Here is a 25433-nt window from a genome sequence, read left to right as displayed (position 1 = left end):
CCAAACTCGCTGCTTGGCCGCTTAGCTTCAATCAAGCGGCGCTGCTCGGTCATTTGCGAGACCACAAGTCCGGAGATGGAAGAGGAACGGCTCTGCACCTATTCTACGACTGAAATCGCGTCCGCTCTCGGTGACGAGCGAGCCGTCGGCGATGCTCATCCGTCAGCGGAATCGGGGAATTCCAACGGAGTTCGGCACGCGCTTGCTCGCTGAGACTGGGCGAGAACTCGGGCCTGCCCTGGTCGTCGAAGGTCACGAGCGCGCGGTCGAATGCGGCATCCCACAGCGCCGAAAGGAGGAGACCGTTATGCACATCGAGCCGCTCGGCGTCGCTTTCGCAGTCGGCCCAGGGGATGATGTGCGAGGCGCGCAACAGGGCCGGGTCGCAAATTCCCGTCAAGGGACAACAGCCCTGCCAGTAATCCATCAGGCGGTCACGAAAGATGTCCTGCCCGATCCTCTGCACGATTAGCCGTTCGGCCTCCGTCGTGCGAGGCAGATCTGCGATGCGCCGCTCGAACTCCCGCAGCGGCGCATCGGGCAAGCTGACGCCCAGTTTGTAGACGCGATGTAGCACCGTATAAAGCGCGCCGAGTGTGTCGAAGGCAAAGCGGGCGCGGCACGGACCGGAAACGGCGGCTGCGGGTAAGTTCAGTTCCTGGATGACGCCAGGATGGTCGAGCGCGAGGAACCACGCCCCCTGCGGTCCACTTGCAGCGAGATGAATCGTTCCATGCGCAGTGGTCGAACTGAAAGCCGCCCACCCTGCCTTCTCCCCCAGAATGCGGCGGAAGCCGTTCTGCGATGCGGCCTTCTGGCATTCCTCTCGAACGACAAAGGATTGAGGGGATTCGATCGTCATCGTGGAAGGGCTCAGATGTCCATTGCAAACAGGCGCTGCTCCGCTGGAGTCGAGCTCATCTGGAGTCTCACGTAGCGATCACTCTGCAGTTCAGGCGGCGGCGCTGTCGTGGTCGTTACGATGTATTGGAAACACGGCACACTCGCCTTTTCCTCCCATTGATGCACGAGCTTAAACAGGCCGGCGTAGAGTTGCCCGTCCAGGTCAGCCTCGCGCGGACTGTCGTGGATAAGGAAGGCTGGCAGGTCCGCCTTCTCCTCGACGGCCATGTGCAGCGCGGCGAGGTCGAATGCGACGATCTTCAGGGATTCCAATGCTGCTGTCGAAACTTCGCCTCGCCCTGAGAATTCAGCGTCGACCTTCAAGCCGTTGCCGTCCAACTTGACGGCGCCCGTTACCCCCTCGGGGAGCCAGGTGGCCATGATCCCTTGGTACTTTTCCTCCAGGGTTCTGATGGCTGCCCGCGCCCGTGAGCGCCCGGCCTCCAACTGCGCGCGAACCGCCTCCAGCGCGGCAGTCGCCGAAGCAGTAGGTTTGGTTGCCGCCTCGCTTTCGCGGAGCGACCGCACATCATCGAGCGTGCGCCTTGCCCGATAGATTCGGTCCTGCACCTCTTTCGCCACAGCTTGCGCGGCGCGGCCGGCTGCATCTGCGGCCTTGGCTTCCGCCTCAAGCGCCTGCTGCTGAGGGCCGAGTTGCTGAATCAAGGCAGCAACGCTCTTGGCTTCCTGCTCCGCGGCAGCTCGCTCTGCCTCCAGATCAGCGGCTTTCTTCTGCTTGTCCGCAATCGCGGCCGTCAGAGCGGACAGGTCACATGCTTCGAGCGAAATGCTGCAGCCCTTCGCCAGCGCCTCATCTACGCGGACCCGGCAGACCGGACAGACCCGGATCCGCCCCTGACTGATGTCGATCTCACCTACGTTCGCTTCCGAGCGGAAGCGTTCGGCTTCACCTCGTTTGAAATGCGCCTCGTTCTCCAATTGCTGCTGTTTGGCCACCAACGCGGCGCGCTCTTCGTTGAGCGCCTTCAGACGCGCGAAGATCGAACCGACGTCCGGCGGCTTCGTCAGATCGGCACGCATGGCGTTGGCCAAGGCCGCCTCCGCCAATGAGATCAGTCCCTTCCGGTCTATCGTGTCGTCGAAGCCCACCTCGTCGCCGACGCTCAATGCGCGTCTCACTGCTTGCAGACCTTCAGCATATCGCTGTTGCTGATAGGCGTGCCGGCGGCGCTCCTCCTCGACTGCGGCCACTAGTTCCCGCTCGCGGGCGGCGGCAGCACGCTCTTCCGCGTCGAGAGCGCGCAAGGCAAGGCGCACCATGGTCAACTTGGCTGTCTCGCCTAGCACCTGCGCGCGGGACCGGGTCTGTGTTTGTGATGACCGCCAAGTCAGAATGTCGGCCAGGCGGCACTCCTGGTCGCGCGTCAGCCAAGCCCGAAGCACATCCCAGACTTGGTCGCGGTTGACCTCCGGCGGCGTCGTTCCCGCGATTGCCGAGAAGAAGCCGGTGACGATAACGGGGTCGATGGATGTTTGATCGCCATCGCGATGTCCCCGCGCAATCGCATCTTCGATGGAATTGGCCTGAACGACGAACTCCCCGCCTAGCAGCCCCAACGGACGAATGGCGATCCAGCACGCGCTGTCGATCAGAATCTCGGCCGCGAACAGGCCGTTGGGAAACCGCGTCATGAGGCGCGACCGCTGAGCGTCCGTTGCATAGCCGAGCTCGCCCAGACAGGCCCGAAGCAGACGGCAGAAGGTCGTCTTGCCACTGCCATGGGCCAGTGCGCGCCTGCCGCTGCTCAACATGTCCGGCGTCCAGATGATGTTGAGGCCCGGCTTCAGCGAAACGTCGCGGATAATGGTCTGTGGATCGCTGAAGATGGCCAGCCGGCGAACCCAGAACCGAGGCTCGGTCCGCCCTCCTGGCGCCAGCGGCGGCTGGATCGCCGGGGTGAACAGGTCAGCTTGAGCGGCCACTTCCGAACCTCGCCCAGATCACATTGTCTTCGGGTGCAGCCGCAGCAGTTAGGCTGCCAATGTCCGTGCTCCGCACGGCGCGGATCGCGAATGCGGCGCGTTGGGCGTCGGCGGAGTCGGCTTGTAGCCCCGCCGAACTAAAATGTTGACCTCTTGCCCACGTCCCGTCGTTGCGCTCGTCCAACTGACCTGAGGTGAGCAGCGTCTCGAACATCGATCGCCACGCCGTGTTGATGGCCGGGCGCAGTCGGACCGCGCCCTGTGCGGGCTGCGCCTCGTGGCCGATGAGCCTGATCCATTGATCCCGATCGTCGGCCGTCAGCAGAGGAGTAAGCAACGACGGCTCGGCGAGGCCGGCGATGGCGAAGCGCACGCGTGCAGCGTCGCTAGCCGAGTCCATCTGCCAAAGCGCATATTGCGCTGCGTAGCGGAGACGGTCCCGGGGTTGAACGCTTACGGGCCAAGCCCAAGCGCCATCCACCAAGTCTTTGAGAGGCGGCAATTCGACAGAGACAGGAAGCGCGTCGGACGCCTGATCAGCCTCCATCCGCTTCCAAGCTTCCAGCACCAGACGTTCGGTCCGGTATTCGCCGAACAACCGGGATTCTTTTTCCTTCAGAACACGGAACGTTTCCGATGGGTAGTCCGCACCTTTTGTCTTGGCCGGGTCGAGGACGTATTGCAACTCTTCCTCGCTAAGGCCAAATTTCCTTGCGAAGAAGACGTCGAGTTCGGCGCGTAACTGCGCGCGGCGATCATCGTTCCAGGCGAAGGGGACGCCGGCATGTCCCAAATCTTCCGCCCACGGCTTCATGGCGTGACTGGTGTAGGTCAGCTCTAGAACGCGCGTGCGGATGAACTCGAGGTCGTCCGCCGAAAAGACCGATGGTGGGAGAACGGGAAGCTGCTGGGCTATGAAGAAGTTGAGATGGGTTCCTCCTATCTTGTGCCTGGCAGAAAAATCGAAGGTCATGCACGTAAGCATGCCGACGAATGCTGCCGCCTGTTTTGCATTGATGTAGTGCCCGGGATACCAGATGGGCAAATTGTTCCCGACCCCCGCTTTCGGGAAAACAGTACCTATCACCGTCCTTTCGACGCTCCGGAGTGCAATATCCCGCCAGCCCATGAACCAACGCGGCTGCTTGGCGGAAATCAGCAGTTCGGCAAGCGCGAGCGCATCGTCCGGCCCTTCAGCGAGAAGGTTAAAATCAGACGCTGTCAGCGGCGTGTCGCGCTGCATCTCAGCGCCGCTGGTGAGCGTCTTGGGATCGAGCAGAAAACGCTCAGGTGACGCCTTCAACGAGCCGCGCCAATCCTGTGCACGGCCGAGAAATCTAACTAAATCGATTTCCCTTGCCGGGCGCCCCTCCACCGAGGGCATGGCACCAGCAATCCAAGTGACGAGTGCCTTAAGCGCGGCGGTGCGGCCGCCCTCCTCATGATCGGTGTCCGCTTTCCGGCGTCCTCTCCCGCCTTGACCGCGGACCTGTCTAACAGCACTTTTGAGCGCCGAGGGCACGCGAGCGGCGCGCAAAATTACTTCCTCTTCGGGGACCCAATAACGTGGCGACGGCTCAAAATCTGAGCTCTGCTTTTCAGCTGGGATGCAATCGCGGGCGCTCTCTTCGTCATCGCTGGCAACTCCGCCATAGGTCGCCCAACGGTGATCAAAGTGGTGGATCATCTTGGCTTCATAGAGCGGCACCCGGCGTTCCACCCCAGCCACCGTCGCTCTCGCCCAATCCGTTCCGTCCTTCCGCCAGCCCTCAGCCTCCATCTGCGCCGGCGTACGGAAGAACTCCGAGTCCCCGGACATATCGAACATGCGCTGGAAAGTGATGCCCCAGGGATTGACGTTTCCACCTTCTTCTTGGGAGCGTTCTTGGATCATTACAGGCGCGTTGGCATAAATCTTAGCCGATAGCTCTGCGTCCGCGCGGGAACGGAAGACTGGCGCTGTACCCGTGTTGGGGTTAATGCGCGCGATCTCATCCTCTGCAAGAATGAACAGGCGTTCTTCACGGTCAATTTCCGCCATGTCCTTTATATCAAAACAGAAACTCGCAGCCTTTGCCTCGCCGCCAATGCAAATAATACAGAATGATTTTCGATCGTCGGTTCCTCTGAACCATCCTCTGATCTCATAGAAACTAAACAACGACTGGAGCTTGCGACTCCGCACGAGATGCCGGAAGAATCCGGACGTGGAGGAATCCGTTGCGATGCCCGTTGGCACGACCAATCCGGCTCGGCCAGTGGGCTTGGCCAAGTTCGAAAACAGCTCCGCAAAAAGAGCGTAAGTGTTGACGTCGCCCCGACCCGTAAGTGGGTATCGGCCCGACGAACGCGCAAACTCGCTGGCAGCCTCTGCCGTACGTTTGGCGAAGACGAAATCCCGCCATAGCCTACCATCCGCGCTGTCGGGATCAGCCCTCTCGAGGGGGGCAATCAGCTTCTGACGTTCTGCCTTGTTGGGCGCGCTTGCGATCGCCGGCGAGCGCGTGGCGAAGAACTCTTGCTCCTCAAGCTTGATACGCTCCCAAGGTGGATTGCCGATGACGATATCGAAACCGCGATCGCGCTCCATGATCTCAGGAAATTCGATGAACCAATGGAAGGCGCTCACCTTCTCGGAGGTCAGCGTAGCGCCCTCGCGCAGATGCTCAGCGGGCGCTTGGCCACCTGCCGCCAGCCACACGTGCTCGGTTAGGGGCATAGCATCTAGACCCGCGCTGCCAGCCGCCTTCGGCGTGAAGAACGCCGCCATGTAAAAATTGGCCGAGATATAGAGATCACTAGCAGTCTTCAGGCGCTGCCAATCATCCGATGCCCGTATGGCCTCGAACCCTCGTGCTTTTGCCTCGACGCTCGCCAGATCGTCCTGCGCCATCTCCTTCAATTTATGATCCCGCTCGGCCAGGATTTCAGGTGGCGACCAGCTCTTGAATAGTTGTGGATGTCCTTTCGCGCGATCGCGCTGTTCTTTGTTAAGGCGCGCGTAGCGGCGAGAGAGTTCCTTGTCGTCGCCTGTCAGCGGCTTGTAGGCTTCGTCCGGCAATCCTTCCCGCAGCATCGCGCGATCGAACACGCCGATCAGACTGTCGCCGCAGCGAATCTGCGCATCGAAGAAAGCGAGCGGTCGACCCGGCTCCAGCGCTTCGATCCAAAGCGCGACCTTGGTCAGCTCGACCGCCATAGGATTGCGGTCCACACCGTAGAGGCAGCGGCACGCCACTTCGCGCAGCGCATGGCGGAAGTCCGCCGCTGAAGGAATCCCACCGGCGCGATGGCGTGCGACCCGGGTGGCGATGCGCCGTGCAGCCGCAAGGAGGAAATGTCCTGAGCCGCAGGCAGGATCGATCACAGTAAGCTTCAGTAGTTCTTCGGCGGGATCGGAAGCTCTGGCCTCCCGGGAGTCGAGCACCGGATTGAGCGTGGTGTCGAGCAGGAGCTGCACCAGGCTGTCGGGCGTATAATAGGAGCCGGTTGTCTTCCGCTGGTTGCCTTTCTGCTCGGCCGCCTCCGACGCGAAGGTCAGAGTCTTGCCGTTGTCGCCGAGTTGCGGTTGGAGCTCGAGCAGGGACTCATAGACCGAACCCAGCTCCTCGGTCTCCATCGCCCGCCAGTTCACCGGGACCATGCCGGTTTTGTCGGAGAGCCAAGAGAGACGAAACAGCGCCTCCATGAAAGCGCGGTTGCGTAGGCGGGCGGTTTCGAGATGCGGCAGCATGCCCGCACCGAAGAGGCCACCAAGGGCAGGGAGGCCGAGCGTCTCCTGCCCATGGGCGAGAGCGCGGAACACGACTTTCACGCCTTCGTAGCGGTCGTGATACCTATCCCAGGAAGCCGCGCGAGCGCATTGTGCGCGCAACACAGCAAGGCTGTAGCCTTCGGCATACAGCTTGCGAGCGTCGGGTTTCGTCACCTCGGGGTGAAGCAGGTTCCGATCCTCCGCCACCATCAGGAAGATGAGGCGATACACGAGGCGCAGAAGCTCGTTGAACCATTCGGTCAAGTTGACCTCGCCCGATTTCAAGCGTCCGGCGAGATCGGAATTGGCTTCGAGGAAGCCGGAGCCAAGCACCTTAAGCGCAGTTTCCACCTGGTCCGCCAGTCGATCGCGGACAGCCTCGCCTTCGCGCGAACCCGCTTCGCGCCAGCGTTCCAGTGCGCAGTCGGTGATAGGCGTGTCGGCAACACCGAAACGGGTTCGGTGGATCAGCGACCAAAGGACAGCGAAAGAGGCGGCGTCCTCATTCGTGAAGATCTGGGTAAGGTCGGCTTCGATATAGGCCGGGCGGGTCAGCGAGGCATTGTCCCGCATGAGCCGGAGCACCACGCCGTTCGTGACTAGGCCCCACAACGCCTCATCGCTATCATTGAGCCAATCCTGGAGCGCGAAAGCCGGTGATCGCGAGCGGTCGGTCGATAGCGTCGGACTGCGCCTATCGAGCTTTTCGTCGGTAGGCGGCACAACGACCACAGGGACGCGGCCACCCGCAACGAAGGAAATGACTCCATCAACCGGACGGAGATCATCGAAGCCGAAGGTTTCCGCGAGGAAAGCACGCACGAAGCGCCGTGTGGCCTCAACTGAGGGCTTCTCCAGTTTGGCGAAGGCATCGTAATGCGACTGGCCGACTCGGAAAGCGGTCGAGATCTCCTCGCGGATCGTCAGTCCCTTGCGGATCCGGTAATCCTCTTCAGTCTGCTCGGCCGCTTGTCTGCGATCGATGCTGGCGACCATCGCCGGCGCAATGAGGGTGCCCTCAAGCGTGAGTGAGGGCCAAGCGGACATGTCGGTGACGGGCTTACGTGACATCGCTCAGGCCTCGCCCGGCATCAGCACGAACAGGCCAATCACGTCCGGCGGCAGCACGGCCTCCACCGTGACGCGCGACGCAGACCCCGACGCTGCGCGGAGTCGAGCATGGTCGTTCATGAGTTGTTGCGCATGCGATCGACCGAATTCAGCGATCGGACCTTCAAGCAGGCCAGGCAGGTCCTCCTTCGCCCTCGCGACGAACCTATCGCGCGCCACGGGCGCGAGATCTGCGGTGGCGGGGGCATTCAGCAATTCTCGCGCGACCTCGCCGATCGCAACGATCCGGCCGCCCTGGATCGCAACGAGTGCGGCCTCCTCAGCCAGCAGCAGTCGTTCCTTGCGAGCATGGACTGTCAGCTTGAAGCGGATACGAAGCAGGAGCACACGGGTGATCTGCTGTACGGCCATGGTCGGCCAGGCGCCGACCCGACCGATGCCGAGACCGGATAACGCTTCCGGATCAAGCGAGGCCTCAACCAGCGCTTCTGCGAGAGTCGCTGTCAGGGGATGTGTCCTGGTCAGCAGCGCCGTGCCCGAGGGTGCCGGCTCGGCTGTCGCCAGACGCACCGATGCAGTCAGGTTATGCTCGGCCAGACGTTCGCGCAGGCCGACATCGAGCGCATCGACATGAGCCAGCAGCACAGTTTTCCGCCTTTCCAGCGGCACGCCGAAGCGTGACATTGCCCGTTCGACGAAGAGCTTTGCGTCCGTCGGCGAGCCGAGTAGGGTCCGGACCTTCTCCCATTCTGGGGCCACTTCCTGCGGCTTCATTGCGTTCTGAGCGAAACGCGCCCGGGACTTTTTCTCGTTTTCGGCGGCGTCTCGCCACCGCGCCTCCATGATCCTGGCGCCATCATCAAAGCGCAGATCGAGCATGAGTTGGGGGGATACGCCTCGGCGTAGCATCATCGAGGCCATCAGGGCGTCCGTCACCGGACCTCGCTCCTCGGGAAGCGGGACGGTTACCCCTGTCGCTTTGCGAATCTCCTCGGCCTTGCGAATGATGACCTCGAGCACTGCGCCGTCGATGGCGCTGTCCGGCGAGAACATCATGATGGATCGGACGAGTTCCGCCGGCTGGCCGAAGCGGTCCACCCGTCCTTCTCGCTGCTGATGCCGGGTCGGGTTCCAAGAAAGATCGTAATGGACGACCGTATCGAAGAGCAGCTGCAGGTTGATGCCTTCCGACAGACAGTCGGTGGCAACGAGAATGCGCTGGATCGGCTTTTCCTCGTCCACGGGCGCCATGTCCGCTACACGGTCGCGACGCTCGTCCGGCGTGAGAACGCCTGTCACGGCTTCGATGGTCAGTTTCGGGAAGGCCTTACGCAGGCCATCGCGGACATGCTCGGCTGTCGCCAGATAGCGGCAGAAGACAACTGGGCTGACGCCCTTTTTTACGAGGGGGGTCAGTGCATCGACCAAAGCAGCCAGCTTCGGATCGGGTTTGCCGACCAATTCTTCGGCGCGCTTCACCAACGCGAGAAGCTCCGGATCGGCGTCAAAGGTCGTGCCCGGTTCAAGGTCGACCGCGTCTTCGTCGTCCCCGTCATCATCATAAATTTGAGGCTCGAGGCGATCGCTCTCGTTTGACATGCGGTTCCGCAGCGCGCTCAGGGCCGCGGCGGGCGAAGAGCCGACGCAGCGCATCAGCGCCAGCGTGCCCCAGAAGGCCAGGCGCCGCTCCCGCTGCCCCGTTCCTGCTCGCGAGGCGACGCCGAGGCAGTAGTCGATGACAGCTTCGTGAAAACTGAGATGATCAGGTGAGAGGCGGAAGGGAAAGCCGAGCTCTCCTTCGCGATGCTCGTATGCCTGATGCTGTGGAAACGTGCGATCTTCCGACCAGTCACCTTCCTTAAGATCTATCCTTCTACGCTGCACGAAGTGCCGCGCGAGACGTTCACGATAACGAGGATCCTCGAAGCTCATCGATGCAAACGACGGCTCGATGAGGGACAGGAGGCGTGCGAAGGCTTCCTCGTCTCCGGAATGCGGCGTCGCGGTCAGAAGGATCATCCGCCGCTCGGGATTCCGGGCCAGTCCCGACAAGAGCTCGAAGCGTTGTTGTCGGCCCCGGTGCGTGCCCACGCAGGCATGGGCTTCATCGACGATGACGAAATCCGGGCAGGTGCGCGCAAAACCTTCGCGGCGCCTTTCGGCCTTGATGTAGTCGAGGCTGACGACCGTGAAGGGATAGGCATCGAATAGGGTCTGAGTAAGAGGCAGGCCGCGTTCCAACCGGCTCGCGGTGCCCGACGTAACCGGAACGGCGTCGATCCCGAATCGCGCCTTCAGCTCTCCGACCCACTGCTCGACGAGATGCGGCGGGCAGAGCACCGAGAAGGCATCCACCTCACCTCGGTCCATCAGTTCGCGTAGGATGAGGCCAGCCTCGATCGTCTTGCCGATGCCCACGTCATCCGCGATGAGAAGGCGCGGCACTGGCAGGCGAAGCGCCATAAGCAAGGGCACGAGCTGGTAGGTCCGCGGTTCGAAGGCGAGGTGCGCGGCGGATCGGAAGGGACCCGCACCGCGACGCAATGTCAGACGCATTGCATCCGAGAGAAGCGCCGCCTTCGCCTGGACAGTTGTCGTAGCGTCGGCAGGCAGATCGAAACGGGCGGGCTGGACCGGGAGGAGCTCGAGCCTCGGGTCGAGGATCACCGTATCATTCTCGCTGCCCGAAAGTGGGCGAAGGGCCAGAATGCCGTCCTGCCGCGATGGCAACGCGACCCACTCGCGCCCGCGTGCACGGACCAGATCTCCGGGTGCGAAATTCACCGTCATCGGGACGCCCCCCCAAACATCGAGATCATGGCGTCAGGCAGGCCTGCAGCAGCTGTTTCCGGCAACTCAAACAGCGTCCAGCCCTTGGCTTCAGCCTCCCGGTGCGTTGCCTCGGTCAGAGGAGATACGCAAGCAGCGACAAAGTAGCTGCGCCACACGAAGCTCATCGTCTGGCCGGAGGAGAAGCTGACAGCGGAAGTGTCGGGAGCCGGAAGCCCTGCGTCTTTGAAGACGCTCTCCCATTCGGCGCCTTCGCCGAATTGACCAGGCGCCGTGGTAAGCACCACCTGCCCACGCGCCAGATCGATCAGCATCTGTTTCGCTTCGCCGCTCGTGCGGTCGATCAGCTCGTGATCGGGTTGGTTGAAATAAGAGAGCAGGCAGCGATAGCATCCACGGACGCAGGCCTCGCCATCGTGACTGACGAGCAGTTTGGCATCGCCGGCCGCGATCGCTTCATCGACCTTCTCGAAATGCATGAGGATCAGCGCTTCCCGTGCGACTTTGCCGAGAGCTTGCGGATCCTCGATCAGACGGCTCAATACTCCGGCGCCACCCTCCGTAGCTTCGTAGGCTAGGACAGCGCGACGGTTGTCACGGGCAGGCAACGGCTCGCCGAGGACCTCGCCTTCCTCCAGTTGGAAGACGACCTCAATGCCTCTCATCAGTGCGTGTTGCACGGTGACAATCGTCCCAGGCGCATAGGCCGTCGGCTCGTTGAACCGGAAGAGCAGCGCGTTCTTGTGGTCCCGGACGATGGGAACGATCCGAACCGGCTTCACGACGTCCGGCGGCACATCAACATCCGAATCTTCGTCTTCGGACTTTGCCCAGTAGCCACTGCGCGGGTCGATATAGAAGCCAAGCTCGGTTTGTTTTGCGCGCCGCTTTAGTCCCTTATTGATCCGGCTGATCTCGGCGCTATTGGCATATTGTAGTTTGAAGATCGCCGTGTCATCGCAACGGAAATCGGCCTCGGTGATCTGCACTCGGCCATCCCGTTTTGGCCAAGAAAAGACAGTCTGAATCTCAAATCCTTGGCGGACTCGCTCTTCGTCATTGGCAGTGATCCGCTCGGCAGGCATGGCTTCTACATTGTCGATCCGCAGCGTTCTCTGCACACCATCTTTGTCCGTTATCGGGGTATTGCAGGCGTGGCAGCGCTCGACCTCGCCGTCATGACAGGCTCCGCAGTTCGAGCAGATGAAGACGTCTCTGGTGGCGAGCTCCGACCCGTCTCCTGTCCGGACTTCGGGCGGCAGCTTGGCTTTCATGACCCTGTAAGCGCGGCCTTCGTGATAGATCAGGCTGCGCGGCCCAAACTCTGAGATGGCCAGGAAGCGGGCACGCTGCAGGAACGAGCCCGTTTTTCCCTCTCCAGGGATGAAGGCGTAGAGCGGCAGACGCGGGAAATTATAGCCCGGCAGGAAGCCCTCTGTCGCGAGATAGCGATAGGAGTAGAAGTCCGAGCCGTTCGAGGCCTTGCCCTGCTCGAGAATTGTGATCTGGTCGCTCGCCTGCATCTGCGCGGCCTTGATTCGACGACGGTCCGCGCCCGAGAGACCAGTGATCTCGGAGCGGGCATTGGCCTCCATCAGCTGCGTCCGGGCTGAGTTGTAGAGTTCCCGCCAACGATCAAAGGCCCGATCGAATTCCTGCGGCGCGCGCCGGGCGACCGCGGAGACGAAATCATCCGGTTCGTCCATCCAGACCGGTTTCCGGCCCCCTACCGAAGCGAGAATCTGATCGAGAACGCGCTTCATCGCGAAATGCGTCGCACTTGCCAATTCAGGCCGGTCGATGACGTCGTGGATCTCCTGCTTCAGTGGGTAGCCGGTCTGCGTCAGGTCGAGAATTTCCGGAATGTCCGGTGACAGTGCGAGCTTCGCCTCGGCAAGCCAGACGGCGTGCAGGTGCGAGCGCACAAGCTCCTCATTGGTGATGTCGAGGGCCGGAGGACGAACGACACCCGCCACCATCTCATTACGCCGTTCGAAGAAGTACTGGTCGTGAGGCGACTGGGCTGCGCAATAGGTCACAATGACGGCAGCTTGCCCGGAGCGACCTGCGCGGCCGGCGCGTTGCGCGTAGTTGGCCGGTGTCGGCGGCACGTTTCGCAGATAGACGGCATTGAGTGCCGAGATGTCCACGCCGAGCTCCATGGTCGGCGAACAGAACAGGGCGGGCAGAAATTGCTCGGATTCGCCAGCCGCCTTGAGATCGACGGCGTTCTTCGCGAGGCTCTGCTGGTCGTCCTTCTCGAAGCGGAAGCGCCACTCGCGCCATACGCGCTGTCTCTGAGACACCTGGGCCGTGTGTTCACGGCCTTCAAGACCCCAGAAGCTGCTGTGGCCGGCTTTCAGATCGGCAGCGATCTCGTTGTAGAGATCATGAAAGTAACGATTGCCTTGCGCTTCGTCGCTTCGAATGGCTTCGCCGGGCACGATACGGACGGCTGACGGCGACAGACGCCACCCTTGCAAGTCCTCCTCTAGGTCGACGCGCGACACGAGTCCCTCCCGCGCGAGGAGGTCCATCAGGCCGGTCATGACCGTCAGGTAGTCGGCCTTGCCGAACTTGGTGCCGATGACACTTCTGCGATTGATCAGGCGTCCGATACGGGAATTGTGACCGGCGCGGACGATCGTCTGTTCCTCTCGCAGCCCCACGCGGTCCTTGCCTGGAGCCTGCAGGAACAGGGTCGTTCGGCTTCTAGGCATCTCCTTGATGTCGATGGCCCACGGGGCGCGCAGTAAGTTGCGGGACTTCTGGGCGACCCCTTCGAGAACGGTCGGGTCGAGGGCTTCCGTTCCGACGGCCAAGCCGTCGAGCATGGCTCCGAGGACCAGCTTCAGCATCTTCTTGCGCGCGGGCGCATCAAGCGCGCCGAATTCTGGCCGGATGGCCGTCAGACGCTTGGCATCTTCCGCGATGTCATCGAGGCCGATGAATTCGACGTCGATGAGCTTGAGAACAGAGAGGCTCGGGTTGGTGTAACGCCATCCCCGGCGCAAGTCCGTCCAGAGTCGATGGGCGAGCACCTTCTGGAGAGAGCGTTGGGCATCCTCGCGGATCACGGCTCCCGCCTCAGAGTCGAGCATCCAGTGGATGCGAGCATCCCGGTTGGCGGCGGTGAAGCCGAGCGCCCTGACGATCCGAAGGCCGAACTCGTCCTCGGTCAAGCCATCGTCGCCGGCGTCCAGAACGGCCCGCAAGATCGCACCGCGCAGGAGACTGACGAACAGAAAGTCATTGAAGTGACCCGCCTGAAGGGCAGCGTCCTGACGATTGTCCGTGAAGCCCAGGAGCTTGCGCTTCTCCTTTGGAACACCGCTGTCGCGCCTGTTCATCCATTCGAGGGCGGTGGCAACGAGAAGCGTCGTGGCCGAGCTTCGACCCTCGCCCGACAGGCCCGTAAGCTTGGTGCGTTCGCGCATGCCGGGGTGCGGTTGATCGAGGCAACACGGGCAGAACCCAAACTTGCCAGGTATGAACCAGAAGCTCTTCCCCGATGAATCGTAGCGCCCATCCGGAGCCACTGTGACCATCTGAGGCATCCGGCGTTTCCGGTTCGCGCGAATCCGCTCGACGCCATTGCGCTCCTCGCGCCAATCCTCGGGATAGGATTCGATATCGCCTGTGAAGTAATAATTGGGATCGGCGTCACCTGTAGGAATCAGGTAACCTGCGGCATCTTCCTCCTGATCGTCGAGCGGCGCGTCATCGATGTTCCTTGGTAGGAACAGCGCGCGTTCGGCGTCCTCGGTCCGGGTGACGACATGGACCTCATGTCCGCACTCTCGGCAGAAGCGCGTTGGATAGAGGCGATGGCCCGGCGCGCTGGGGTCTTCGAGTTGACCTTCGAACAGCACATTCCGGGGCATCTCGGCCAGCGTCGTGAAAACTTCGCCTGCGCCGGAGATGAACTGGTGTAGCTTGAACGCTAGAAATGCGCCGCTTCCAGAGCCACCGCGCTCCGTTTCCGGTAGGCTAATGCGGGTCAGAAATGTCTCGAATCCGCTTCGGCACGTTTCGAAATTCACACCGCTATCCTTTGACAGCAGCGCGACGGCCTCTCCGAACGGAATCGGCTTCTTGCGTTTGAGTTCCTGCGCATCCTCCAGACCGATCGCCAGTTCAGCCCAGACCGCCAGAGGATGCACTCTCAGGACTTCATCGGTCAGGGCGTCTGAAATTGTGGATGTCAGCACAGACGCGAGCTTCGGCCGCGCGTCGTCGAGTTTCAGCCGATCATCCGTCGCTCTCTGAAGCGACTCGTCGATGACCGCTTCGGAGCCAATAGGGGTTCCGAATAGGCGCGATGCAACGTCCGCCACCGCCTGCGCGCGGTTGGCGTCGGATCCTTCGCTCACCATGGTGGCCGAGGTTCCGATGCAGATTGGCGCCTTGTCCGGCGTACAGCGGTTGCGAAGACGACGAACGAGAATTGCGACGTCGGCGCCCTGGCGGCCGCGATAGGTGTGCAATTCGTCAAGAACGATGAATTTCAGACCGTTTGCATTCTCTATGACCTTGGTGTCGAGGCTGTCCTGCCGAGTCAGAAGCAGCTCAGCCATCATGAAGTTGGTCAGCAGAATGTCGGGCGGATTGTCTGCGATCCGCTGGCGCTCCTCCTGACTCTCCTGGCCAGTGTAGCGCCGCACGACCGGCTTTAGATCCTCCGGCAGGCCGGACTTGGAAACGAAGTCCTCGATCCCCTTGAGCTGGCTGTTGGCCAGCGCGTTCATCGGATAGACGATAATGGCGCTGGTCCGGCGCGGCGTCCCGGCCTTCCGCGCGCGGACAATAGCGTCAACCACCGGCACGAAGAAGCACAAGGACTTTCCCGAGCCGGTTCCGGTCGTGACGACATAACTGTGCCCAGCCCGAGCTTTTGCGATGGACTGCGCTTGGTGACGATGAAACCGCAGAGGCGCTTCGCCGAAACGAAATATCTTGCCAGTCGCCTCGTCGAGATCACCGGAAGCAACCAGTTCATCGACGGTCGGACCCTGAAGATAGCGAGGGTTCAGCGACAATAGAGCATCTGGCCAAAAGCGTCCGGCATCGTACTGCCGATCGATCTCTGATTTCAGGTCATCGGATCGAATGGTGCTGAATGATCGCGAGAAGCGAGCGTAAGAATCTACAACACGATGGCCAAATTCAAACGCCCTCATTGCCACCCCCCACTGCCGACGTTGTTGTCATTGAGAACAACAATGTCATCACTCGGTGCGCACATCAATTTTGAGAAACTGACAAAGTTATTTATTTGAGAAATTTGCACAATGCCCCCCTGCTATTTCTCTATGTGCCCATCCGGTTTACACGCTCGGCAATGTGTGCGCACCGCTCAATGAGCGCGTCGAACGGCTCGGCTTCTTCGAGCAATAGGCCATCATCGATCATTTGGTTGTAATCCTTGGCCAGCGCCGCGAGCGCTTCACCCGTCGGCACAAGCTGAACGCCTCCATTCACGGCGGCGTCGTAGTCAATCGCCGCGCCGTGCGCAGCCTTCTCGGCGAAGAACATGCCCTTGTGTCGCGCGACAGCATTCGCGAGGTCGCGATCGGCCACAGCGCTCCCAACGATTCCAGCTTCGTCGAGCCGAACGACATCGTGCCAGTGACGCGCAAAACGATCTCCGCGAAGCCGTTCCTGCAAACAAAACACGTGGATCGCCGTCGCCTTCTCCCAGAAGGTCCGCTCGGCATGCATCACCCGCGGCCGAGCCGTCGGAAAGTCCACACCCTCAATCAGTCCGGCCGCATCGCACACGACATCGCGCGGGCTCGCCGGCTCCCCCGTCGAGCGAGCGCCGAATTCCAGCATCACGCTTGGAGCCACGTAACCCGATCCCGCCGAGGTCGCCTCGTAGTCGACGAACAGCTTCTCGCCTTCGACCCTGAGCGTTGCGGGAAGCGATTGCGCGTCGATAGCGCTGGCAACAAGAGGCAGGACGGTTCCGTTGATCCACTCGGGCAGACGGTGTCGGACGGCCTTCGACCACCGCTTTTCCTCGCTGCGATTTTTCGGCAGGGCCTCGCCATTCTCACCCACGAGGTCGGGAGCGATTGCGCGAATGTCGTAGGTCAGATCCACGTCCTCGGAAAAACGTCGGATGACGCCGTATGCCTTGGACAGGGATGTGCCGCCCTTGAACACGAGATGCTCGCCGAGGTTGGACCCAAACAGCGTGGCAAGGGTCCAGACGACCCACGCGTCCTTTTCCAGCAGATGGGCTGGGCGCCCAGACCGGTCGGCAGCGACGGCCAAAGCTTCGCGCCGATCACCCGCCGACAATTTGAGGAACGCCTCAGCCATGCGCGACTTTGCCGACGGTTCTGGCGAGCCAGCTCGGTAGCTGAGGCGCGGCCGCGACGAGTTCGCCAAAACTGGAAGACGGCAGCTTACGCTTCAATGTCTTCAAGGCCGCTTCCGCCTTCTCAGGCCCCAACCAGGCGAGCGCGCGCACGGCCTGCCCGGCGGGCCGATCAGCCAGCGCCAACTGCCAGCGCGGCGCGTGCCGCAGCTCAACGACCTGTTGGCCCAAATTCATCGTTCGACTGCGGCCGGATGTCAGATAGACCGACCGGACTGGCACCTGGGTTGTGAGGCCAAGCGCGTTTGCGGCCGCGGCACCGTTCGGTACGATTACTTCGCCGCGCTGAAGGGCGAGCGCTTCGACGGCCTTCTCGACGGAAGGCGCCCGAACCCCAAATCGGCTCGAAACCGGGCGCAAGTAGACACCGCGCCCGGCACGCATCAGCCGGCCACGTTCAGCCAATCGCGACAACGCTTGGTCCACCGCGGCTCGAGTACCGAGATGGAGCAGGCCTTTCGCTGCGATCGGCGCGCCCTCGGGCAAGCCTTCCGTATGCGCCAAAATCTGTTCGGTCAGTCGCTGCATGATCGATCTCCTGTCAGAAGTTTAAGCGGTTTTCTGACAGTTTTCAATCTCGGCTGCGCCGCGGACGCTTTGGGCCTTGACTCCCAGCATCAGGAAGAGAACAAATAGCGAACATGAGAACTGCCCCGCCATCGGAGGTCAATAGGGAGCTTGCGGCCGCGGCCCGCCATAGAGTCTTTGCGCGCGCAGATCGAGAAGATCGAAGGCCGGAGCCAGCGCGCCAGATCGGCGCTCCCATTCGGGATCGCCGAAATTGACTCGCGACTCCCGGGTGGTGGTTTAGCTCTCGGCGCACTGCATGAAATAGCAGGCGGCGGAAATGGCGCCATCGATGGCGCTGCCGCGGCACTTTTCGTCGGCGGAATCGCGGCGCGCACCAAAGGCAAGATCCTGTGGTGCATCACTCGGCCCGACCTGTTCGCGCCGGCCCTCGCGCAGACCGGACTCGCGCCCGATCGCGTGATCTATGTCGAGGCGGGCGACGACAAGACGATCCTCGCGTGCATGGAGGAAGGCTTGCGGCATGGCGGGCTAGGCGCCGTCGTTGGTGAGGTCGCGCGCCTGTCCATGACCGCGTCACGGCGGCTCCAGCTCGCCGCTGAGGGAGCCAACACCATCGGAATCGCGCTCCGACGCTGGCGGCGGCAGACCGAGGCGGCGGATTTCGGCCAGCCCACAGCGGCGATGACACGCTGGCGCGTCTCGGTTCTTCCTTCAACACCGCTCCCCGTGCCGGGTGTCGGCCGCCATCGATGGCTTGTCGAATTGATCCGAGCCCGCGCGGGCGACAGTGCAGATTTCGAATTGGAGGCGTGCGATGACACGGGTCGTCTCGCTCTTCCTGCCGACCTGGTCCACCGACCGGCTGCGGCGGAAGGCTGGCGACGCGGCGCCTCCGGCTGAGGCGCCGCTCGTCCTGATTGGCCGGGAAGGAAGCAGGCGGGTGGTTGTTGCAGCGGACGTCGCCGCCCAGGCCGCGGGCCTGCGTCTCGGCATGCCGGTCGCCAAGGCGCTGGTGCTCGTGCCCGACCTCATCATTCAGGATGCCGATCCGGCAGCGGACGCCGACGCGCTGGAGCGCTTGGCTCTGTGGGTTCTCCAACGCTTTGCGCCGATCGCCGCCGCCGATCTTCCGAGCGGCATCGTGATCGACTCAACCGGCGCAGATCATCTTCATGGCGGCGAAGCCGCGATGCTCGACGTTTTGATCGGCCGGCTCGCCGTCTCCGGCGTCACCGCGACAGGTGCGATCGCCGACACCTGGGGCGCGGCCCACGCGCTTGCGCGCTACGTTGCGCGGCCGACCTTCGTCGCGCCGCGAGGACACGGTCCCTCGGTGCTGGCCACGCTGCCGCTGGAAGCGCTTCGGTTACCCGCTGAGATGGCGACGGACCTGCGTGTCCTCGGCTTCGACCGCATCGGCGATCTTCTGGCGCAGCCGCGTGCTCCGCTCACCCTGCGCTTCGGCCCGGAGCTCGGCCGGCGTATCGACCAGGCCCTTGGCCATCTCGCCGAGCCGATCGAGCCCGTCCGACCGGCCGATCTCGTCGAGGTCCGGCGCGCCTTCGCTGAGCCGATCGGCGCCGCCGAGACTATCGCGCGCTACATCGGCAAGCTGGTTATCCAGCTCTGCGCCGCGCTCGAGGAGAAGGGCCTGGGCGCACGACGGCTTGATCTCCTATGCCTGCGCGTCGACAACCGCCGCCAGGCCGTCCGCGTCGGCATGGCCGTGCCAGTGCGTGATGTGAAGCGCCTGACGCGCTTACTGTGCGACAAGATCGAGACGATCGATCCGGGCTTCGGCATCGAGGTGATGACACTCGCCGCAAGCATCGCCGAACCGTTCGTCCGTAAGCAGACCGTCAGCGCGCTGGTCGAGGAGACCGCGCCCGACATCTCGGATCTAATTGACACGCTCGCCAACCGTGTCGGCGACCGCGCGATCTACCGCGTCGCGCCGATGCCTAGCGATGTGCCGGAGCGGTCAGTCTGCCGCATTCCCGCGATGACGTCCGATTCCGGCGCGACTTGGCCCAACCATTGGCCGCGGCCGTCGCGTCTCTTGCCGCAGCCTGAGCTGATCGAGACCGTCGCGCTGTTGCCTGACCATCCACCGGTGTCCTTCACCTGGCGCGGCATCCGCCGCCGCGTGCAACGTGCCGACGGCCCGGAGCGCGTGTTCGGCGAATGGTGGAAGCGCGACGCCGAGTTGATCGCCGTGCGCGATTATTTCCGCGTCGAAGACGATGCAGGCGAGCGCTACTGGATCTATCGCGCCGGCGATGGCGAGGATGCCGCCACAGGGTCGCATCACTGGTTTCTGCATGGGGTGTTCGGATGAGCGCTCACCGCTATGCCGAACTGCAGGTCACCTCGCATTTCAGCTTCCTTCGCGGGGCGTCATCGGCGGAGGAGCTGTTCGCGCAGGCCGCGCTGCAGGGCATCGAGGCGCTGGCCGTCGTGGACCGTAACAGTCTGGCGGGCATCGTGCGGGCCCATGAGGCGGCGAAGGCGACCGGCGTACGCCTCGTCGTGGGCTGCCGTCTCGATCTCGCCGACGGCACCTCGCTGCTCGTCTATCCAACCGATCGTCCGGCTTATTCTCGCCTGTGTCGGCTGCTGTCGCTCGGCAAGCAACGTGCCGGCAAGGCCAAGTGCCATCTCGAATGGGCGGACGTCGTCGCCTATGGCGACGGCCTGATCGCTGTTCTCGTGCCGGATATGGCCGACGATCAAACCGGACTTCACTTGCGCCGCATGCGCGAGGCGTTCGGCGATCGCGCCTATATGGCGCTGACGCTGCGCCGCCGGCCGAACGACCAGCTTCGTCTTCACGACTTGTCGAACCTCGCCGCGGTGATGAAGGTCCCGACCGTCGTCACCAATGACGTGCTCTTTCACGAGCCCGGCCGACGCATCCTGCAGGATGTGGTCACCTGCATCCGGCATAATGTCACGATCGACGCGCTCGGCGATCGACGCGAGCGTCACGCCGACCGTTATCTCAAACCACCTGACGAGATGCACCGGCTGTTTTCGCGTTATCCGGAGGCGCTGGCACGCACACTCCAGATCGCCGAGCGTTGTCGGTTCTCGCTCGACGAGCTCGCTTATCAATATCCAGAGGAGCGCGACGATCCCTCGCTCACGCCGCAGCAAACGCTCGAAAAGCTGACCTGGGAAGGCGCGGCTGCTCGCTACCCGGAAGGACTTCCGGACAGGGTTCGCGCCACGCTTCAGCATGAGCTCCGGCTGATCGAGAAGCTCCGCTACGCACCGTATTTCCTAACGGTGAACTCGATCGTGCGGTTCGCCCGTTCGAAAGAGATCCTTTGCCAGGGTCGCGGCTCGGCCGCCAACTCGGCCGTCTGTTATGTGCTGGGCATCACCTCGATCGACCCGGGGCGCAACGACCTCCTGTTCGAGCGCTTCGTGTCGGAGGAGCGCCGAGAGCCTCCCGACATTGACGTCGATTTCGAACACGAGCGGCGCGAGATCGTCATGCAATGGGTTTTCGAAACCTATGGCCGCGATCATGCTGCTCTGTGCTCGACGGTCATCCGCTATCGTACCAAGGGGGCGCTGCGCGACGTCGGCAAGGCGCTCGGCTTGCCGGAAGATCTGGTCCGCACGCTCTCGAGCCAGGTTTGGGGGTGGTCGCGGGAAGGCGTCGAGGATCGCCATGTCGAGGAACTGAACCTCAGTCTCGCCGATCGGCGTTTGCGCCTGACGCTTGATCTCGCGCGCGAGCTCATGGGTGCGCCACGCCATCTCAGCCAGCACCCAGGCGGCTTCGTTCTCACCCATGACCGGTTGGACGATCTCGTGCCGATCGAGCCGGCGGCGATGAAGGATCGCCAAGTCATCGAATGGGACAAGGACGACATCGACGCGCTGAAATTCATGAAGGTCGATGTCCTCGCCCTCGGCATGCTCACCTGCATGAAGAAGGGGCTGGATCTGCTCGCCGAGCACAAGGGCGTCCACCTCGATCTCGCGACGATCCCGGCCGAGGATCCGCGCACCTATGCGATGATCCGCAAGGCCGACACGCTCGGCACGTTCCAGATCGAGTCGCGTGCCCAGATGTCGATGCTGCCGCGGCTCAAGCCACGCACCTATTACGATCTCGTCGTCCAGGTCGCGATCGTCAGGCCGGGGCCGATCCAGGGCGACATGGTCCACCCCTATCTCCGGCGCCGCGAAGGCTTGGAGCCTGTGCATTACCCCAAGCCAGAGCTGGAGAAGGTGCTCGGCAAGACCCTCGGCGTGCCACTGTTTCAGGAGCAGGCGATGCGGGTCGCCATCGAGTGCGCCGGCTTCACACCCGGCGAGGCCGACATGCTCCGCAAGTCGATGGCGACCTTCAAGCACACGGGCGGGGTGTCATCCTTCCGGGCGAAGCTGATCGACGGCATGATCGCTAACGGATACGAGCGCGAGTTCGCCGAGCAGACGTTCAAGCAGCTCGAAGGCTTCGGCTCTTACGGATTTCCGGAAAGCCACGCAGCCTCTTTTGCGCTGATCGCCTACGCCTCGGCCTGGCTCAAATGCTGGCACCCCGATGTGTTTTGCGCGGCCCTCCTCAACAGTCAGCCCATGGGATTTTATGCCCCTGCGCAGATCGTGCGTGATGCGGTTGCCCATAGCATCGAGGTGCGACCGGTCTGCGTCAACGCCTCGCGCTGGGACTGCACGCTCGAGCCAACGAAGGACGATGGCCGCTTCGCGGTTCGGCTCGGCCTGCGCATGGTGCGTGGTCTTGCCAACATCCATGCCGCGACGATCGTGGCCGCACGCGCCGACCAGCTTTTTGCCTCCGTCGACGATCTCTGGCGTCGCGCCGGCGTGCCCCAGGCGGCACTCGTCCAGCTCGCCGAGGCTGACGCCTTTCGGCAGTCGCTCGGACTTGCGCGGCGCGAGGCGCTGTGGGCGATCAAGGCGCTGCGCGACGAGCCGCTGCCCTTATTCGCGGCGGCCTCTGCCCGCGATGCCGCTGTCGTCCCTGAGATCGACGAGCCAGCGGTCGCTTTGCGGCCGATGACGGCCGGCGGCGAAGTCGTCGAAGACTATCGCCATGTCGGCCTGTCTCTTCGGAGCCACCCGATGGCCTTTCTGCGCCAGGACCTCAACAGACGGCGGATCGTCTCGTGCGCCGACGCCATGAACGCGCGCGACGGCCGCTGGCTGGAGGCCGCGGGCATCGTGCTTGTGCGGCAGCGACCCGGTTCGGCTAAGGGCGTGATGTTCATCACCTTGGAAGACGAGACGGGCATTGCCAACCTCGTGGTCTGGCCCAAGGTGTTCGAGCAAAACCGCCGCGCGATCCTGTCAGCCGGCGTGCTTGCTGTGCGCGGGCGTATCCAGCGCGAAGGTGAGGTGGTTCATCTGGTCGCGCAACGGGTCACCGATCTATCGGCCGAGCTCGCCAGCGTTGGCGAGCGCGAGGCCAGCTTCCCCGTGCCGCACGGCCGCGGCGACCAGGTCCGACGCGGCGGTTCGGGGCCCGATCCGCGCGAGGTGCCTCCCAGGGGCCTTCGCATGCGCGACATCTATATTCCCGATCAGCATATTGATACGATCAAGGTGAAGACGCGGGATTTTCGCTAATCGAAAATTTGCAAGGCCTCTGCTACACTTAGCGAGGTGCATTCGATACGAGCAGGTTGCGGGTGGAGGGCAAAAAAAACAGGGGACAAGATAGTGGTGAGCCAGTGACGATCTGAACAAGAAAGTATCCGGGCATAGAGGGGGGCTCTAGATTTGCTCGAACGCATCCAATTGCTGCGCAATATCGGACAGTTTGAATCGGTCAATGCGGGCGCGCAGCTTCCATTTGCAAAATTGACGCTGATTTACGCTGAGAATGGGCGCGGCAAGACGACGTTAGCTTCGATCTTGCGATCGCTCGGCACCGGCGCTGCAGACCTTGTCCTCGAACGCCATCGATTGGGGGCAGCTCATCCACCCCACATCGTGCTCGGTATTGCGGGCGCGCCTGTCCAGTTTCAGAACGGCGCATGGACCGCTGCCCTGCCCCAAATTGCGAGCTTCGACGACGCCTTCGTCGCAGCCAACGTCTGCTCCGGCGTCGAGATCGGAGCCGGACACCGCCAGAACCTGCATGAGCTTATCCTCGGGGCACAGGGTGTTGCGCTCAACGCGGCACTGCAGGCTCATGTCGCGCGCATCGAAGAACACAATCGCAACCTCACACAGAGGAGCGCAGCAATTCCTGCGGCTGCGCGCGGCGATCTCGGCGTTGACGATTTTTGCGCCCTCGCAGCTAATCCCGACATCGATGCGGCGATTGCTGTTGCGGAGAGGAATCTCGCTGCCGGCAAATCCGCCGACGCCATCCGGCAGCGGCCGGACTTCCAGCCGCTCGCACTAGCGGAATTCGACGTCGCAGGCCTGAACGAGGTATTGGCCCGCTCGCTGCCCGATCTAGAAGCCGACGCGGCTGCTCGCGTCCGCGCGCACCTGCGCAGCCTCGGCCGCGGCGGCGAGGCCTGGGTCGGGGACGGCATGACGCGGATCGCAACGGCCTCCGAAGGACACGAGCATCAGGTCTGCCCCTTCTGCGCCCAAGACCTGGCGGCCTCACCAGTGATCCACCACTATCAGGTCTACTTCAGCGAGGCCTATCGAGGGCTGAGAACGGCGATCAACGAGGCCGGTCAGGCGATCAATGCTGCTCATGGCGGCGATATTCCTGCGGCCTTCGAAAGAGCCGTGCGCGTTGCCGTCGAGACACGTACCTTCTGGAGCGCCTTTACGGAGGTTGCCGAATTTGAGATTGACACCGCCGCGATCCTCCGCGCCTGGACCGCGGCTCGGGAGGCCGTCCTCGTTACCCTTCGCGCCAAGGCCGCCGCACCGCTCGATCGCATTGAACTTCCAGCCGAGACCATCGCGCTGATCGAGGCCTATCACGTACAGCGTGCGGCCGTCACCGGCATCTCGCAGGCGCTCCAAGACTGCAACCCGGCGATCGCGATCGTGAAAGAGCAGGCTGCGGCGGCGAGCCTTGCGGCGCTGACCGCGGATCTCGAACGCCTGCGGCGTGTGCGGACCCGACACAGCGCGCCGGTCAATGCGCTTTGCGCCGACTATCTTACGGAGAAGACCGCCAAAGCGGAGACGGAGACTCTCCGTCGGCAGGCACGGACCGCCCTCGACAACTATCGGCAGAACATCTTCCCCGCCTATGAAGCGGCCATCAATACCTATCTCCAACGCTTTAACGCCGGCTTCCGGCTCGCCTCGGTCAGTCCCGTAAACACGCGTGGCGGCTCGTCCTGCAACTACAACGTCGTCATCAACAATGTGCCTGTGGCGCTCACGGCTGATGCAGGTCCCGCCTTCCGAAACACGCTCAGCGCCGGCGATCGCAACACACTCGCGCTCGCGTTCTTCTTCGCCTCGCTCGACCAGGATCCACAGCCTGCGCAGAAGATCGTGGTCATCGACGATCCGATGACCAGCCTCGACGAGCACCGCTCGCTGACCACCGTGCAAGAAATGCGGCGCCTGGTCGGCCGCGTGGATCAGGTGATTGTCCTGTCGCACTCGAAGCCCTTCCTTTGCCAGCTTTGGGAAGGCGCCGATTCGGCCGGACGCCAGGCGATCCTAATCAGGCGAGACGGCACGGGTTCGACGCTGGCCGCATGGGATGTCAACCAAGATTGCATCACCGAGCATGACCGTCGGCACGCGCTTGTGGCGGATTATCTCCAGGCGGCCGATCCTGCGACGGAGCGGCGCGTTGCCGCAGCCTTGCGCCATATACTCGAAGCCTTCATGCGCGTCGCGTACCCAGGGTCGTTCCCACCAGGAACGCTGCTCGGGCCGTTTCTGGGTATCTGCCAACAGCGCGTGGGCCAGCCGAACCAAATCTTGGACCAGGCGGACATCGATGAGCTGCGAGCCGTTCTCGCCTATGCCAATCGCTTCCACCACGACACCAATGCAGCGTACGAGACTGCGGCGATCAACGATCAGGAGCTCATACATTTCGGCGGGCGCGTCCTCGCATTCGCGAAGCGCGGTTAGCTG

The 25433-nt window shown here is 62.8% G+C and carries 11 protein-coding genes; 4 read left to right on the top strand and 7 right to left on the bottom strand.

All coding sequences use genetic code 11. The annotated features are described in order from the left end of the window. Window positions 1-103: 103 nt before the first annotated feature. The 7 genes from V7082_RS07180 to V7082_RS07150 form a co-directional block, all read right to left on the bottom strand. A complete protein-coding gene (locus V7082_RS07180; RefSeq protein WP_334147169.1) occupies window positions 104-862 on the bottom strand; it encodes an HNH endonuclease in 759 nt (252 codons plus the stop codon). An 11-nt stretch (window positions 863-873) separates the two neighbouring features. Further along, complete coding sequence (locus V7082_RS07175) at window positions 874-2847, bottom strand: DUF2326 domain-containing protein (protein WP_334147166.1); 1974 nt, start codon at window positions 2845-2847, stop codon at window positions 874-876. Further along, entirely contained in the window at window positions 2831-7672 is a 4842-nt protein-coding gene (locus tag V7082_RS07170; RefSeq protein ID WP_334147164.1) for an Eco57I restriction-modification methylase domain-containing protein, read from the bottom strand. The genes V7082_RS07175 and V7082_RS07170 overlap by 17 nt, the downstream gene beginning before the upstream one ends. 3 nt (window positions 7673-7675) lie before the next feature. Then, window positions 7676-10135, bottom strand: coding sequence for a DEAD/DEAH box helicase (locus V7082_RS07165; protein WP_334147162.1), 2460 nt, complete (start codon window positions 10133-10135; stop codon window positions 7676-7678). Between the two features lie 323 nt (window positions 10136-10458). Beyond that, window positions 10459-15642 (bottom strand): DEAD/DEAH box helicase, encoded by a 5184-nt coding sequence (locus tag V7082_RS07160; RefSeq protein ID WP_334147160.1) that lies wholly within the window; start codon window positions 15640-15642, stop codon window positions 10459-10461. A gap of 130 nt (window positions 15643-15772) precedes the next feature. Next, window positions 15773-16789 carry a nucleotidyl transferase AbiEii/AbiGii toxin family protein gene (locus tag V7082_RS07155; RefSeq protein WP_334147158.1) on the bottom strand — a complete coding sequence of 339 codons (1017 nt, stop codon included), beginning with the start codon at window positions 16787-16789 and terminating at the stop codon, window positions 15773-15775. Next, complete coding sequence (locus tag V7082_RS07150; RefSeq protein WP_334147156.1) at window positions 16782-17375, bottom strand: DUF6088 family protein; 594 nt, start codon at window positions 17373-17375, stop codon at window positions 16782-16784. The genes V7082_RS07155 and V7082_RS07150 overlap by 8 nt, the downstream gene beginning before the upstream one ends. 150 nt (window positions 17376-17525) lie before the next feature. Between V7082_RS07150 and V7082_RS07145 the strand changes: the two genes are divergently transcribed. The 4 genes from V7082_RS07145 (at window position 17526) to V7082_RS07130 (ending at window position 25430) form a co-directional block, all read left to right on the top strand. Continuing rightward, on the top strand, window positions 17526-18278 hold the full coding sequence (locus V7082_RS07145) for an ImuA family protein (protein ID WP_334147154.1): 753 nt from the start codon (window positions 17526-17528) through the stop codon (window positions 18276-18278). Next, window positions 18193-19716, top strand: a complete 1524-nt coding sequence (locus tag V7082_RS07140; protein WP_334147152.1) for a DUF6504 family protein — start codon at window positions 18193-18195, stop codon at window positions 19714-19716. The genes V7082_RS07145 and V7082_RS07140 overlap by 86 nt, the downstream gene beginning before the upstream one ends. Beyond that, window positions 19713-22985: an error-prone DNA polymerase gene (locus tag V7082_RS07135; RefSeq protein WP_334147150.1), complete on the top strand. Its 3273-nt coding sequence runs from the start codon at window positions 19713-19715 to the stop codon at window positions 22983-22985. Before V7082_RS07140 ends, V7082_RS07135 begins: the two co-directional genes overlap by 4 nt. Window positions 22986-23138: 153 nt before the next feature. After that, window positions 23139-25430, top strand: coding sequence for an AAA family ATPase (locus V7082_RS07130; protein ID WP_334147148.1), 2292 nt, complete (start codon window positions 23139-23141; stop codon window positions 25428-25430). Window positions 25431-25433 lie beyond the last annotated feature (3 nt).

It is taken from the genome of Hyphomicrobium sp. (assembly GCF_036833075.1).
In the GTDB taxonomy this organism is placed as follows: domain Bacteria; phylum Pseudomonadota; class Alphaproteobacteria; order Rhizobiales; family Hyphomicrobiaceae; genus Hyphomicrobium_C.
This window is presented reverse-complemented; position numbering and strand designations above follow the sequence as displayed.